This window comes from Streptococcus mitis (genome assembly GCF_022137125.1).
Lineage (GTDB): Bacteria > Bacillota > Bacilli > Lactobacillales > Streptococcaceae > Streptococcus > Streptococcus mitis_CE.
In genome coordinates this window covers 1-13,904 of the sequence record NZ_JAKNEQ010000003.1, presented here as the reverse complement: position 1 = coordinate 13,904, position 13,904 = coordinate 1, and the positions used below count along the sequence as shown (strand labels likewise).

Annotated in this window: 14 protein-coding genes, 1 tRNA gene and 1 riboswitch; of the genes, 5 read left to right on the top strand and 10 right to left on the bottom strand. The window is 40.1% G+C overall.

Annotation, left to right across the window (positions count from 1 at the left end; genetic code table 11):
* Nucleotide 1 precedes the first annotated feature (1 nt).
* From L0P31_RS03750 to L0P31_RS03735, 4 genes are read right to left on the bottom strand one after another with little or no spacing between them, the layout of a single operon-like run.
* On the bottom strand, nt 2-604 hold the full coding sequence (locus L0P31_RS03750; RefSeq protein WP_000969299.1) for an L-threonylcarbamoyladenylate synthase: 603 nt from the start codon (nt 602-604) through the stop codon (nt 2-4).
* Entirely contained in the window at nt 588-1,424 is an 837-nt protein-coding gene (gene prmC / locus L0P31_RS03745; protein WP_000761870.1) for a peptide chain release factor N(5)-glutamine methyltransferase, read from the bottom strand. Before prmC ends, L0P31_RS03750 begins: the two co-directional genes overlap by 17 nt.
* On the bottom strand, nt 1,424-2,503 hold the full coding sequence (gene prfA / locus L0P31_RS03740; protein WP_001028815.1) for a peptide chain release factor 1: 1,080 nt from the start codon (nt 2,501-2,503) through the stop codon (nt 1,424-1,426). Before prfA ends, prmC begins: the two co-directional genes overlap by 1 nt.
* Nucleotides 2,500-3,090, bottom strand: a complete 591-nt coding sequence (locus L0P31_RS03735; protein ID WP_238095833.1) for a thymidine kinase — start codon at nt 3,088-3,090, stop codon at nt 2,500-2,502. The genes prfA and L0P31_RS03735 overlap by 4 nt, the downstream gene beginning before the upstream one ends.
* Nucleotides 3,091-3,213: 123 nt before the next feature.
* Between L0P31_RS03735 and L0P31_RS03730 the strand changes: the two genes are divergently transcribed.
* Nucleotides 3,214-3,396 (top strand): 4-oxalocrotonate tautomerase, encoded by a 183-nt coding sequence (locus tag L0P31_RS03730; RefSeq protein ID WP_001117401.1) that lies wholly within the window; start codon nt 3,214-3,216, stop codon nt 3,394-3,396.
* Between the two features lie 137 nt (nt 3,397-3,533).
* Complete coding sequence (gene mnmE, locus L0P31_RS03725; RefSeq protein WP_238095832.1) at nt 3,534-4,907, top strand: tRNA uridine-5-carboxymethylaminomethyl(34) synthesis GTPase MnmE; 1,374 nt, start codon at nt 3,534-3,536, stop codon at nt 4,905-4,907.
* A gap of 45 nt (nt 4,908-4,952) precedes the next feature.
* Here the strand turns inward: mnmE and dapA are convergent, their stop codons facing one another.
* From dapA to L0P31_RS03705, 4 genes are all read right to left on the bottom strand, one after another.
* On the bottom strand, nt 4,953-5,888 hold the full coding sequence (gene dapA / locus L0P31_RS03720; protein ID WP_078228398.1) for a 4-hydroxy-tetrahydrodipicolinate synthase: 936 nt from the start codon (nt 5,886-5,888) through the stop codon (nt 4,953-4,955).
* Between the two features lie 56 nt (nt 5,889-5,944).
* A complete protein-coding gene (locus L0P31_RS03715; RefSeq protein ID WP_078228400.1) occupies nt 5,945-7,021 on the bottom strand; it encodes an aspartate-semialdehyde dehydrogenase in 1,077 nt (358 codons plus the stop codon).
* Between the two features lie 380 nt (nt 7,022-7,401).
* A tRNA-Thr gene (locus L0P31_RS03710) sits at nt 7,402-7,474 on the bottom strand.
* A gap of 99 nt (nt 7,475-7,573) precedes the next feature.
* A complete protein-coding gene (locus L0P31_RS03705) occupies nt 7,574-8,083 on the bottom strand; it encodes a QueT transporter family protein (protein WP_078228402.1) in 510 nt (169 codons plus the stop codon).
* A riboswitch (PreQ1 riboswitch) is annotated at nt 8,081-8,177 on the bottom strand. Its footprint overlaps the gene before it by 3 nt.
* Before the next feature lie 28 nt (nt 8,178-8,205).
* Here L0P31_RS03705 and L0P31_RS03700 point away from each other — a divergent pair.
* Nucleotides 8,206-8,643, top strand: coding sequence for a GtrA family protein (locus L0P31_RS03700; protein WP_238095829.1), 438 nt, complete (start codon nt 8,206-8,208; stop codon nt 8,641-8,643).
* A 77-nt stretch (nt 8,644-8,720) separates the two neighbouring features.
* Nucleotides 8,721-9,101, top strand: coding sequence for a large conductance mechanosensitive channel protein MscL (gene mscL / locus L0P31_RS03695; protein ID WP_238095828.1), 381 nt, complete (start codon nt 8,721-8,723; stop codon nt 9,099-9,101).
* Nucleotides 9,102-9,142: 41 nt separating this feature from the next.
* On the opposite strand, the gene hemH is transcribed toward mscL, so the two are convergent.
* The gene (hemH, locus tag L0P31_RS03690) at nt 9,143-10,237 is read right to left on the bottom strand and encodes a ferrochelatase (RefSeq protein WP_238095827.1); all 1,095 of its coding nucleotides are present in this window, start codon (nt 10,235-10,237) and stop codon (nt 9,143-9,145) included.
* Between the two features lie 153 nt (nt 10,238-10,390).
* Between hemH and pepT the strand changes: the two genes are divergently transcribed.
* On the top strand, nt 10,391-11,614 hold the full coding sequence (pepT, locus tag L0P31_RS03685) for a peptidase T (RefSeq protein WP_238095826.1): 1,224 nt from the start codon (nt 10,391-10,393) through the stop codon (nt 11,612-11,614).
* Between the two features lie 36 nt (nt 11,615-11,650).
* Here the strand turns inward: pepT and L0P31_RS03680 are convergent.
* Nucleotides 11,651-13,904, bottom strand: a 2,254-nt coding sequence (locus tag L0P31_RS03680) for a pneumococcal-type histidine triad protein (protein WP_238095824.1), incomplete at its 5' end; no start/stop codon positions are given.

The following is a 13,904-nucleotide window of genomic DNA, read 5'->3' as shown; positions in this document are numbered from 1 at the left end:
CTCATTCCTCCTCAAAAGAAATCTCTGGCAACCGAGCAAGAATATCTTCTCGCTTAATGGCCCCTTGGCGTAAGATTTTCACCTTGTCTCCAGACAAATCCAAAATAGTTGAATCCTGTCCAGTTAGAAAAGGATCGTCTTCCAAACCCAAAACCTCTTGGTCAAAATCCTCTAGAATTTGATTAAAAGTCACTCCACTTGCCTGACCTGAGATATTAGCTGACGGTCCAATCAGAGGTCCTGTCTCTCGAATCAAATCAAGGGTAATGGGATGACTAGGCATCCGAAATCCAACAGTTGCAAGACCAGAATTGACCCAATAGGGAACTCGGTCATTAGCTTCGAGAATAATGGTTAAGGGACCTGGTAAAAAGGTCTCTACAAGTTTTTGTAGATAAGTTGGCTGATTCTTAGAAAAGTGCAAGATGTCCTCTAGAGAGGCGATATTGAGGTTAAGCGCCTTATCTCTTGGACGACGTTTGAGTTGGTAAACATGGTCAACTGCTTTTTCGTCTAGAGCCTTGGCAAAGAGACCGTAAACTGTCTCAGTAGGTAGAACGACCGCTCCACCATTTTCCAACTCTTGTCTAATCCTGTCCATCATCAATTACAACCATCCTATCTTGACCAAACTGGTCCTTAAGTGTTCGTAATCGTTTTTCAGGAAGATGTTTCCTAAAAAGTTCAGGAACACTTTGACCTTGCTTGTATCCAATTTCAAGGTAAATCTTACCACCATCTTTGAGATAGTCTGTTGCATCTTCCGCAATTCTACGGTAAATAGCTAGGCCATCCTCGTCTGCAAAAAGAGCTAGATGAGGTTCCGAATGCAAGACATTCAAGCCAACCTCTGACTCATCTTCACGAGAGATATAGGGTGGATTGGATACAATTATATCATATTTTTCAGAAATTTCTGCAAAACAATCAGATTTTTTGAAAAATATATTAAGTTTTTGATTTTTAGCATTCTCGGACGCAAGGTTAAGAGCCTCTTGGGAAATATCTGCTGCCGTCACCGACCAAGCTGATCTGTTTTTTGCTAATGCAAGGGCAATGGCTCCACTACCTGTTCCGATATCCAGAACTGAAAAATTCGTCTCAGGATTTTCAGCCAGGATAAGCTCCACCAACTCCTCTGTTTCTGGACGAGGGATCAATACTCGCTCATCAACTTTTAACTGCATTCCATAAAAATCTGCCTGTCCAATGATGTACTGTGCCGGTTTATGAGTTGCTAACTGTTGGAAAATTTCTTTTACAAATACTTCTTCCTCTTCAGTCACTTCCTGCTGGAGGGCAAAAACAAAGTCCGTAAAAGATAGATTTTTCAGGCTACGATAGACAAAAGAGAGGCTTTCTGCTTCCTCTCCTTGTCTTATCAATTCTTCTTCAAAATCTGAAAATAATTGAGCTAATTTCATTATTTGTTTAATTCTTCTAATTTTTGCGTTTGGTCATAAAGAACCAAGGCATCCACAACTTCATCCAATTTACCAGACAAAATGGTATCTAGTTTTTGGAGGGTCAAGCCGATACGGTGATCTGTGACACGATTTTGTGGGAAATTGTAAGTACGAATCCGTTCTGAACGGTCACCAGTACCGATAGTAGACTTACGCTCAGCGTCTTGTTCATCCTGAGCAATTTGTGCAAAGTGGTCAGCAACACGCGCACGGATGATTTTCATGGCCTTCTCACGGTTCTTCTGCTGGGTACGTTCTTCCTGCATCTCAACCTTGATATTGGTTGGCAAGTGAACGATACGAACTGCTGTCGCAACCTTATTGACGTTCTGTCCCCCAGCACCAGAGGCGTGATAGATGTCGACACGAAGGTCTTTTGGATCAATATCGTATTCTACTTCTTCGACTTCAGGCATGACAAGAACTGTTGCTGTCGAAGTATGAACACGGCCTTGGCTTTCTGTCACAGGAACACGTTGCACACGATGAGCACCAGATTCGTACTTGAGTTTAGAGTAAACAGATTGCCCCGAAACCATGGCAACCACTTCTTTGAAACCACCGACACCATTCATAGAAGCCTCCATGACTTCAAAGCGCCAGCCTTGAGCTTCAGCATACTTTTGGTACATGGTTAGCAAATCTCCAGCGAAAAGTGCTGCTTCGTCTCCACCAGCGGCGCCACGGATTTCAAGAATGATGTTCTTGTCATCGTTTGGATCCTTTGGAAGGAGCAAAATTTTGAGTTTTTCTTCGTATTCTTCTTTTTCAGCCTTGGCATCTTTGAGCTCTTGCTTGGCCATTTCTTCCAAGTCCGCATCCCCGCCAGATTCTTTAATCATCTCTTCTGCATCAACGATGTTTTGAAGGACTTGTTTGTACTCACGGTAGGCAGTTACCGTATCACGAGTAGAAGCCTCTTCTTTTGAAAGCTCCATGAAACGCTTGGTGTCCGAAACCACATCTGGGTCACTGAGCAACTCTCCTAATTCTTCATAACGGTCTTCTACAGCTTGTAGTTGATCATAGATGTTCATTTTTCTTCATTCTCCTTATTGATTTCAGGGGCAAAATAATGTTTACGGCAAACTGAGATATAGGTTTCATTTCCACCGATCTGAATTTGTTCGCCATCATAGACTAGCACACCATCTTGAGTTCGCAACACCATAGTCGCCTTTTTCTTACAGTACTGACAGATGGTCTTGATTTCTTCAATCTTGTCTGCTAAGAGCAAGAGGTATTTTGAACCTTCGAACAACTCATTGCGAAAGTCATTCTTCAAACCAAAAGCCATGACGGGTATATCTAACTCATCAACAACACGAGCTAGGTCATAAACATGATGACGCTTGAGAAACTGGGCTTCATCAACCAACACACAGTAAGGTTTTTCTGGTAAATCTCGGATATAACCGAAGATATCAGTTGTTTCCTCAATCGCAATGGCAGGGCGTTTCATACCGATTCGACTCGACACATAGCCAACACCGTCACGCGTATCAAGAGCTGAGGTCATAATCACAACACCTTTTCCTTGCTCCTCATAGTTATAGGCTACTTTAAGAATCTCGATTGTCTTACCAGAGTTCATGGTCCCATAACGATAGTACAACTGTGCCATGTTTCTTGCTTCACGTCCATTTCTAAATTTTTGCTACATTCTAGTATATCATAATTTTCTTAAGCTTTAAACGGCAAAATGTGGTAAAATAGAAGAAATCAAAAACTAGTGGAGGAAGCCATTATGCCATTTGTACGCATCGATTTATTTGAAGGACGCACGCTCGAGCAAAAGAAAGCTCTTGCTAAGGAAGTAACGGAAGCTGTTGTCCGTAACACTGGAGCACCTCAATCTGCTGTCCATGTCATCATCAATGACATGCCAGAAGGAACCTACTTCCCACAAGGGGAAATGCGCACCAAATAAGCTAGCTTAAGCAGAATTGCTTAGGCTTTTTCAATCTCCAAGTAACATCCATTGAAGAAATAGTTCAAATTTGTTACAATTTGAAAGGATACTTGGGAAAATTTCCAAGAAAAGAGCTATTAATTAAAGGAAACATTATGATTACACGTGAATTTGATACCATCGCTGCCATATCTACTCCACTAGGTGAAGGGGCTATTGGTATTGTCCGCCTGAGCGGAACAGAAAGTTTTGCTATTGCGCAAAAGATTTTTAAAGGAAAAGACTTGAACAAGGTTGCCAGCCACACTCTCAACTACGGTCACATTGTTAATCCTCTGACTAGTAAAGTCATGGACGAAGTCATGGTTGGAGCCATGAAGTCTCCAAAAACCTTTACTCGTGAGGATATTATCGAGATTAACACCCACGGTGGGATTGCGGTGACCAATGAGATTCTCCAGTTAGCTATCCGTGAAGGAGCTCGATTGGCAGAACCTGGTGAATTTACTAAACGTGCCTTTCTAAACGGTCGTGTGGACTTGACTCAAGCTGAGGCAGTGATGGATATCATCCGTGCCAAGACAGACAAGGCCATGAACATTGCGGTCAAACAATTAGATGGTTCCCTTTCTGATCTTATCAATAATACCCGTCAAGAAATCCTCAATACACTTGCCCAAGTCGAGGTGAATATTGACTATCCTGAGTATGACGATGTTGAAGAAGCGACTACTGCTGTTGTCCGTGAGAAGACAATGGAGTTTGAACAATTACTAACCAATCTCCTTAGGACAGCCCGTCGTGGCAAAATCCTCCGTGAAGGAATTTCAACTGCTATCATCGGACGCCCTAACGTTGGGAAATCAAGCCTTCTCAACAACCTCTTGCGTGAAGACAAGGCAATCGTAACCGATATTGCTGGTACAACTCGAGATGTCATCGAAGAATACGTCAACATCAACGGTGTTCCACTAAAATTGATTGACACAGCTGGTATTCGTGAAACGGATGACATCGTGGAACAAATCGGAGTTGAGCGTTCAAAAAAAGCCCTCAAGGAAGCTGACCTAGTTCTACTAGTGCTAAACGCTAGCGAACCACTGACTGCTCAAGACAGACAACTTCTTGAAATTAGCCAAGATACAAACCGTATTATTCTTCTTAATAAAACTGATCTTCCTGAAGCAATTGAAGCTTCAGAACTTCCAGAAGATGTCATCCGTATTTCAGTCCTTAAAAATCAAAACATTGATAAGATTGAAGAGAGAATTAACAACCTCTTCTTTGAAAACGCTGGTTTGGTTGAACAAGATGCTACTTACTTGTCAAATGCCCGTCACATTTCTCTAATTGAAAAGGCAGTAGAAAGCCTACAAGCTGTTAATGAAGGTCTTGAACTGGGGATGCCTGTTGATTTGCTTCAAGTTGATTTGACTCGTACTTGGGAAATCCTCGGAGAAATCACTGGAGATGCTGCTCCTGATGAACTTATTACCCAACTCTTTAGTCAATTCTGTTTAGGAAAATAGAAAAATCCATGATCGTTGTTGCGGTCATGGATTTTATTGTCTTTATTAGTAATCTGGTCTTAAGACCCCTGTTACAGTTGCCTTGGTTGCTTCGTAGTCGCCATCTACGACAACCTTGACAATTCGTTTGGCATCTTCTTCTTGTGCTGGAACTAGAGGTAGACGAGTTGGTCCAGCTTCAAATCCCATGTAGTTAAGAACCGCCTTAACAGGAGCAGGACTTGGATAAGAGAAGAGGGCATTGACCTTAGGAATGAATTTACGCTGAATAGCTGCGGCTTTTTTCATATCGCTTTCTGCAATTGCAGTGAACATCTCGTGCATCTCATCCCCATTTGTATGAGAGGCAACAGAAATAACCCCATCCGCACCAAGGTTCATGGCATGGAAAGCATCTCCATCCTCACCAGTATAGACCAAGAACTCTTCTGGTTTGTGCTCAATCAAGTAAGCCATATTAGCCAAGCTAGTACATTCTTTGACACCAATAATATTTGGATGGTCAGCCAAACGAAGCATGGTTTCTGGAGTTAATTCTACAACTACACGCCCTGGAATGTTATAGATAATAATTGGTAGGTCAGAAGCATCTGCAATGGCCTTAAAATGCTGATACATTCCTTCTTGAGAAGGTTTGTTGTAGTAAGGAACAATAGCAAGTCCAGCAGCAAAACCGCCAAATTCCGCTACTTCTTTGACAAACTCAATAGAGTCACGCGTATCATTAGTACCTACACCCGCAATCAAAGGTACACGTCCATTGACAATCTTCTGTACAGCTGCAAATAGCTCCAATTCTTCATCGTGAGTCAAAGTTGGACTCTCAGCTGTCGTCCCTGCGAGAAGAATTCCATCCGTATGATGGCTCAATAAATGCTCAATCAAGGCTGGAATAGCGTCAAAGTTGATGGAACCATCCTCATGGAAGGGAGTAATAAAGGCTGTGATGATTTTACACTCTTTTAAATCTTGATAAGACATGAGAAACACCTCTCTATTTCAAAGAAGGAGTTCATCTGAACTCCTAAACAATATGACTATTTTAATTCAAATTTCAATTCAGCTGTTGGACGAACCAATCCACGTTCGTGAAGAGTTTCTGCAATCTGAACTGAGTTCCAAGCAGCACCTTTGAGAAGGTTATCTGAAACAACCCACATGTGAATTCCTTTTTCTGCATCCAAGTCTTTACGGATACGACCAACAAAGGTATCACGTGAACCCACGGCATTGATGGCTTGAGGATAAATTTGATGAGCTACATCATCTTCAAGAACAGCACCTGGGAAGGCTGAGATAGCTGCTTTTACTTCTTCGATTGGAGCCACTTCTTTTGTTTCGATGTAAACTGACTCAGAGTGAGCTGACAAGACTGGAATACGCACACATGTTGCAGATACTGCAATACTGTCATCTTCCATAATTTTCTTAGTTTCCTTAGTCATCTTCATCTCTTCGTAAGTGTAATCATTATCAGTGAAGACATCGATTTGTGGAAGAGCATTGAAGGCGATAGGATAGTGTTTCTTGTCACCACCTGAAGGCAAGATTTCCGCATGTAAATCACGTGGTTTCACTCCATCATTCAAGACTTCACGAAGTTCACGTTGAGTCTCAAGAATTGCTCCCATACCAGCACCTGAAACTGCTTGGTAAGTTGAAACAATGATACGGTCCAAGCCCCATTTTTGGCGAACTGGCTCAAGAGCCACCATCATTTGGATTGTTGAACAGTTAGGGCAGGCAATGATACCGTTGTGGGCATCAAGTGCGTGAGCATTGACCTCTGGTACAACCAAAGGAACATCTGGATTTTGACGGAAGTAAGATGTATTATCTACTACTACCGCTCCAGCTTTCACTGCGTATGGTGCATACTTAGCTGATGTAGAACCACCTGCTGAAAAAAGAGCAATATCAACTCCTTCAAAAGCTGTTTCAGTTGTTTCTTCAATCGTAATATCTTGATCTTTAAACTTCAAAGTCTTGCCTGCTGAACGTGCAGAAGCAAGTAAACGAATTTTATCGATTGGAAGTGTTGATTCTTCCAACATTTTTATCATCTGAGCTCCGACAGCACCTGTCGCGCCGACTACAGCAACTGTATATCCCATAAATAACCTCTTTCGGAATTTTCTAAAAATTTCTATAATAGATGTATTATACTACTTTTTCCATGAATTGCAAAGCTTTTTCATCATTTTTTGGAAAATAAAAATCCCCAGTCGCTAGACTAGGGACTAAGAGGCATCTTCATGTGATGAGCAGGTTCACACAACTCATCAAGGTCCGCTCCTGCGTTATGACCTCCTTATGCTCAATAGTAGCCTGAAGACTACCTATCGACTCATCGCGTCTATTATATTACTTGAAATAAGTGGTTTTGTCAATAGGAAATTTTTGCAGGATGACTTTTATTATACAAAAGTCAAAATTTTTTCTCACGAGCATAAGAAAAAAACTCTTGTGTTCAAGAGTTTCCCTGTAAATATCATGCTAATTGCCGGGATTGAACCGGCGACCTCATCCTTACCATGGATGCGCTCTGCCAACTGAGCTAAATCAGCTTACTTAAAAAGTATACTATAGTTAGAAAATCTTGTCAAGTTTCCTTAGATATTTTCCATAAGAAAAAGCCAGGTAATAGCTACCTAGCTTTTCTGGTTCTATTTAGTTAAATCGATTCGACGACCAATTTTACCAATAATAATCGCTCCAATAATCAATGAGGCAAATTCACCAATCCCTGTTGTAAACCAAGTAAGGAAAAATGGTAATTGCGCTACGATATTCAACTCGGCAGCGATAGTAAACATGGAAATTGAAAAGAGGATTGAAAAGAAGAAATGATCTTTTCGAATTAATCCATTAAAGAGGTAATCTTTGCTGTATTTTGCAAAAAGCCAAACACCTAGACTAAGGAATACTAGGGTTGATCCACCACCAACAAAGACATCTAGCAGTCCGAAGCTAAAGAAATTAGCAATCATACAACCGATAGTAACTCCGATGATGTACTTAGGATTGTAAAAAGCCATAAAGTTCATCATTTCTGAAATACGGAACTGATAAGCACCATAGCTAATAGCATTTAGGGGCGGTGTAACAGTCAAAACGACATAGATAGCAGCGACGATTGCAATATCTGCAACATCACGAATAGTTAATTTTTTCATTTTTTCTCCTTTGGCGGTTTCCCGCGTATAATATGCTTGGTGAAAGAAGCTAAGCACCAAGGGTTGCTTGAATCAACCTTACTAGTATAGCACAATAGCCTGCTTTATGCTATACTAAAAGCATGAAAAAATGTATTCAAATTCTCTTGGATAATGAACTCTTTGCCTACCTCTTTTTTGGTATAGCGACTACTCTTGTTTCTATCCTATCCCGATTAGTCATTTATCAACTAACTCATCAAGAACTCCTTGCGACTGCCTTGGGAAATATTATCGGTATCCTCTTTGCCTTTATCACAAATGATACAATCGTGTTTAAGCAAGCTAGACAGAATTGGGCAAGTCGTTTAGTAAAATTTACTCTAGCACGTCTCTTCACTTTTGGTCTTGACCTTGTCTTGACTTTTATTTTTGTTACATGCTTTCCAGAAATCATTGGACAGTTCGTTAACAATAATCTGGACTTAGTTAATGGAATTGAGACTTTATTTGCTCAAATAACCATTATTATGTTAAATTATTTTTTTAGTAAATTGTATATTTTTAAGAAAATAAGTTAAATTGCAAGCATTAATCTTGCAATTCATTTGTAAGTGAGTTATAATAAATTTGAAATTATGGAAAGGAAATTATGAAAATGTTAAAAGATCTTAAAGCATTTTTGCTTCGTGGTAACGTTGTTGATCTTGCTGTCGGTGTGATCATTGCCACTGCTTTTGGTGCAATCGTTACATCACTTGTTAACGATATCATCACTCCACTTATTTTGAATCCAGCCTTGGAAGCTGCGAAAGTACAAAACATCGCTGAGCTTGCTTGGAATGGTGTTACATATGGTAAATTCTTGAGTGCTGTTATCAACTTCCTAGTTATTGGTACTGTTCTCTTCTTCGTTATCAAAGGAATTGAAAAAGCTCAAAGCCTTACTAAGAAAGAAGAAGCTGCTGAGGAAGCTCCAGCTGGTCCAACTGAGTTGGAAGTACTTCAAGATATCAAAGCTCTTCTTGAGAAAAAATAATCAATTAAAAGGATCTAGCACAAAGCTAAATCCTTTTTTCTTTACTCTTTTGGTAACTTACCTGCTTTTTCAAGCATTCTCTTGATAAGATAAGGCATCTTAACATTTTCACGACCTTTTTTCTCAATCAGTTTTTTCACAAATTCAGGCATTTGTAAATCTTGAGATTCAGCCAAGATATTTTTAGTCTCATCTGAAGGAACTAACTCATCAAAGGTTTCTTCTTCTGGGAGAAATTCCTTAAACTCTTGATGTTCATTAGCTCTGACTGCATTAACCAAGGCATCAATCAAGCGAGAATCTGTATTTGGCATTGATGGACGATGGTAGTTTACTCCAAATTCCTGACACAAGTCATAACATTCCACATCGTTGTCAAACAAGACTTCAATGTGCTCACTAATAAAACTAATAGGTACAAAAATATAATGGTCTGGATGTTCTTTCTGCTCTCTAAGATACTCCAAGACATCTGGCTTAATCCATGGAATCCCGATATCACTTTCACTTTGCCAAGTGTTAGTATATTGACCAGAACTCAAACCTAGTTTTTCAGCGACTAGCTTGCTATTTTCAAAAATTTGATCGATATAAGGATCACCAAAATCCAAGGCAAAAATGGGCACACTGTGGGCTGAAAAGATGACTTTAAAGCTATCCTGCTTTACTTCTTCTTTTAAAATTTCACCAATTTCATCAGCCCAATAGTTTAAGAGCGCTTCTTCCTGATACCAGTCCTTAATGACCAAAAATTGAATTTGTTTGCTTTCTAAAAATTTCTCGTATCCCATGACAGAGTAAAAAGAATAATGGGGCTCCAAAATCAAGCAAATACACTGTTCAATGCCGTCTGCTTCCATCTGACCAATCACATCTGGGATAAACGGTCTAGAAAACTTATTAGCAAAATAAACACTGTATTCATTCCTCAGTCTAGCTTCTACCAAGGCAACCTCTTCACGGGTAATTTTTTGCAGAGGTGTGCCGCCAATTCGTACATAATTATCATAGAGAGTTTGAATCTCGTGGTCTTGAGGTCTCACTCCACGACGAATATTTGTGAAAAAATCAGCCACACCTTCAAAGGTAATCTCTTCTGGCGAACCGAAAGTCATCATTAAAATTGCTTTTTTCATAATCGCTTCCTTGTGATATTTTTATCAAGTTTATTTTATCATTAATTCGTTGATAAGTAAACGCCAACATAGCGAATTTCCCTAACTTCAGTCTTTTGTTTTTCTCTCTTTTCTATGATACAATGGAAAAAATGAATTCAAAAGGAGTTTTTTATGACTTATCCAAATCTCTTGGACCGATTCCTAACCTACGTTAAGGTCAACACGCGCTCTGATGAACACTCTACTACTACTCCAAGTACGCAGAGTCAGGTTGACTTCGCAACCAATGTTCTTATTCCTGAAATGAAACGTGTTGGATTACAAAATGTTTATTATCTACCAAATGGTTTTGCAATTGGGACCTTACCAGCCAATGATCCATCTTTAACACGTAAGATTGGCTTTATATCTCACATGGATACTGCTGACTTTAATGCCGAAGGAGTCAATCCTCAGGTAATTGAAAACTACGATGGTGATGTGATTGAACTTGGAAATTCTGGTTTCAAACTCGATCCAGCTGACTTTAAGAGTCTTGGGAAATATCCAGGACAAACACTCATTACAACAGATGGAACAACCTTGCTAGGTGCTGATGACAAGTCAGGTATTGCTGAAATTATGACAGCTATTGAATATCTGACTACTCATCCTGAAATCAAACACTGTGAGATTCGAGTTGGTTTTGGTCCAGATGAAGAAATCGGTGTTGGTGCTAATAAATTTGATGCAGAAGATTTTGATGTTGATTTTGCCTACACAGTTGATGGTGGCCCACTAGGTGAACTTCAGTACGAGACCTTCTCAGCAGCTGGTGCTGAATTGCATTTCCAAGGACGCAATGTCCATCCTGGTACTGCCAAAGGTCAGATGGTCAACGCCCTTCAGCTAGCAATTGATTTTCACAATCAACTTCCAGAGAATGACAGACCTGAGTTAACGGATGGCTACCAAGGTTTTTATCATCTTATGGATGTTACAGGTAGTGTCGAGGAGGCGCGTGCAAGCTACATCATTCGCGATTTTGAAAAAGATTCCTTTGAAGCGCGTAAAGCAGCTATGCAAGCAATCGCTGATAAAATGAATCAAGAACTTGGTAGCGACCGTGTCACCCTAAGCTTGACAGACCAGTACTACAATATGAAAGAAGTCATTGAAAAAGATATGACTCCAATTACCATTGCTAAAGCCGTTATGGAAGACCTAGGAATCACACCTATTATCGAACCAATCCGCGGAGGGACAGACGGCTCTAAAATTTCCTTTATGGGAATTCCAACTCCAAATATCTTTGCGGGTGGTGAAAACATGCACGGACGTTTTGAATACGTCAGCCTTCAGACTATGGAACGTGCAGTGGATACCATCATTGGCATTGTAGATTATAAAGACTAAAAAAGACGAGGTAGCTCAGCTACTTCGCCTTTCTTTTTATTCTGCTGGTTTTTCTTGATTTCCAGTACTTGTTGTAGATTCTATTGTTTCCTTTTCTGAAGCTGATTCAGCAGGTTTAGAATCTGTTGCATTACTCAGTTTGTTTTCGTCGCTTGCAGTTTCACTATTTGATTCTGCAGTTACTGATGTTTCAGTTTCGGTACTTGTCTTATCACCATTTGCCTCTGCATTTGTCGCTGGAGTTGCTTCTTCACTTGCGCTTGATTTTGACTTGATTTCTTGATTCAAGACTAGAATAGCTTTTGTCAATTCAAGTAAAGCAGCTTTATCTTTACTCTTAGCAGAAAGTTGATCTAGTAATGCATCCACTTTATCAAAGTCTGCATCAGAACCCTTATTGTTTTCTAAATAAGCATGAAGCGACATAAGAATATCGTAGAGTTTTTGATAGAGAACAAGTGTCTGAGGATCTTGCTCAGCATTTTCCTTTTCTTGTTGAAGGGCGCTAGCGATACGAGTCAAGACATCTTTTACCTGACTGTTTACTTCATCCAAGTCCGCATCAGCCTTGTTTGTGGCAGCTTTGAGATTTTCTACTTCTTCTGCCAAGGATTGTCTGATTCCTTCTTCTTGGATTTGTTCTAAGAGTTGATTTGCCTTACTCAAGAGGCTTTCTACTTCTTCCTTGCTAACATGATTGACATGTTCTTCAGGCATAAAGTCTCCGTACAATTCTTTCAAGAAGCCATAAATAGCTGTCTTGGCAGTTTGGTTATCAACTTTTTCAGTATCTAGAACTGTCTGAGTCGATTTAGCAGTAGTTGGTTGAGCTTTCAAAGCTTCTTCCACTTCTTGTTTTGCCTGATAGATGCTTGGGAATAGTCTGTTCAATTCTGCTGCCTTAAGGAAAGATTGAGATTGATACAAGGTCCAAGTCAACTGAGCTACTTTGTTCCGAAGTTCATCATTTAAACGACCGTCATTTACGTGTTCGTAGAAATACTTGATGTATTCCACTGTTGTAACACCTGTTCGGTCATTAAAGTCTTGAAGAGCTTGAAGTTGTGATTCAACCGCTGCTAAAGCAGCCTCATCTTTTGCCAATTTAGCTTCTTGAAGTCGAACAAGAAGGTCTTTCTTAGGAAGTCCATAAGAGTCTGTATCCAGTGTATTGATTTTATCAATCAAGGCTTGATATTTCTTATCTAAAGCACTTGTTTCAGTAGGTTTAACACTTTCATCAATATGGATATATTGCTTATCAAAGAGATCAAGTGTCGCAAGATAACCTGCTGTAGAGTTAGTTGCCAGTTTCTTCATGTTTTCAGTAAACTGACCTAAAGCTAACTCAATCTGTCTTTGTTCGATAGGCTTGTCTTTGTAGATACTTCTGCTATCAGCTAGAAGTTGATCCACTTTTTCCAAGACTGCCTTCTCATCAAAAGCTCCAGGTTGATAATTGGATTGTAGGGCTGGAATCTTGTTTTTCAAAGCCACTTCATATCCCTTAGTTTGAACCTTGATGTAGTGATTGTGGTCGCCATGAGGAATCACAAAACTACCATTTTCTACCTGTAAGCTATACGGAGACACGCCATCTCTCAAAGCAGTCGTGTAGAGTTCGTTTAGGAAATCAAGTTCTGGATTTCCAGTTTGGAGTGGAAGTCGAACATGTTCCTTACGAACAGCATAGGGATGGATATGAGTTGGATCGTAGGCTTGGTCTGGATTTCCAAAAACAAAGAATCCGTTTGAAATTCTAATCGCTTCAAGTGGAACGCCGTATGTCTTCGAAATATAAGCAATCTTTTCTTCATCGCTAGCATCTCTTGAGAAAGACTCTACCGTTTTAGCAAGAGGTTTTACAGGCTCTGCATCATGATGTGTTTTCAAATGGTCTTGTGCAGCCTTAATTTGCTCTGCTGTCAAATCCTTCTTGAAGAAGTAATGATTATGGTCTCCGTGACTCATGACAAAACCTTGCTCATCCTCACTGATGACACGATTAGCATCAAAACCGTGATCATGGTCTTCATCATGATGGTGTCCATGATGATCTTCATCGTGATCGTCATCATGAGCTGGATTTGGTGTTGCTGTATTTGCACCTTTCAAGTGGTCTTGTGCGGCCTTGATTTGATCAGCAGTCAAATCCTTCTTGAAGAAGTAATGATTGTGGTCACCGTGACTCATGATAAAGCCTTGTTCATCCTCACTGATGACACGATTAGCGTTAAAACCGTGATCATGGTCTTCATCATGATGGTGTCCATGATGATCTTCATCGTGA

Excerpts from the sequence above, each read along its gene's own strand:
- L0P31_RS03730 (WP_001117401.1), top strand. The coding sequence starts at position 3,214 with ATGCCATTTGTACGCATCGATTTATTTGAAGGACGCACGCTCGAGCAA.
- pepT (WP_238095826.1), top strand. The coding sequence starts at position 10,391 with ATGACTTATCCAAATCTCTTGGACCGATTCCTAACCTACGTTAAGGTC.
- L0P31_RS03700 (WP_238095829.1), top strand. The coding sequence starts at position 8,206 with ATGAAAAAATGTATTCAAATTCTCTTGGATAATGAACTCTTTGCCTAC.
- dapA (WP_078228398.1), bottom strand. The coding sequence starts at position 5,888 with ATGTCTTATCAAGATTTAAAAGAGTGTAAAATCATCACAGCCTTTATT.
- hemH (WP_238095827.1), bottom strand. The coding sequence starts at position 10,237 with ATGAAAAAAGCAATTTTAATGATGACTTTCGGTTCGCCAGAAGAGATT.
- mscL (WP_238095828.1), top strand. The coding sequence starts at position 8,721 with ATGTTAAAAGATCTTAAAGCATTTTTGCTTCGTGGTAACGTTGTTGAT.
- prmC (WP_000761870.1), bottom strand. The coding sequence starts at position 1,424 with ATGAAATTAGCTCAATTATTTTCAGATTTTGAAGAAGAATTGATAAGA.
- L0P31_RS03735 (WP_238095833.1), bottom strand. The coding sequence starts at position 3,090 with ATGGCACAGTTGTACTATCGTTATGGGACCATGAACTCTGGTAAGACA.
- mnmE (WP_238095832.1), top strand. The coding sequence starts at position 3,534 with ATGATTACACGTGAATTTGATACCATCGCTGCCATATCTACTCCACTA.
- L0P31_RS03750 (WP_000969299.1), bottom strand. The coding sequence starts at position 604 with ATGATGGACAGGATTAGACAAGAGTTGGAAAATGGTGGAGCGGTCGTT.
- L0P31_RS03705 (WP_078228402.1), bottom strand. The coding sequence starts at position 8,083 with ATGAAAAAATTAACTATTCGTGATGTTGCAGATATTGCAATCGTCGCT.
- L0P31_RS03715 (WP_078228400.1), bottom strand. The coding sequence starts at position 7,021 with ATGGGATATACAGTTGCTGTAGTCGGCGCGACAGGTGCTGTCGGAGCT.
- prfA (WP_001028815.1), bottom strand. The coding sequence starts at position 2,503 with ATGAACATCTATGATCAACTACAAGCTGTAGAAGACCGTTATGAAGAA.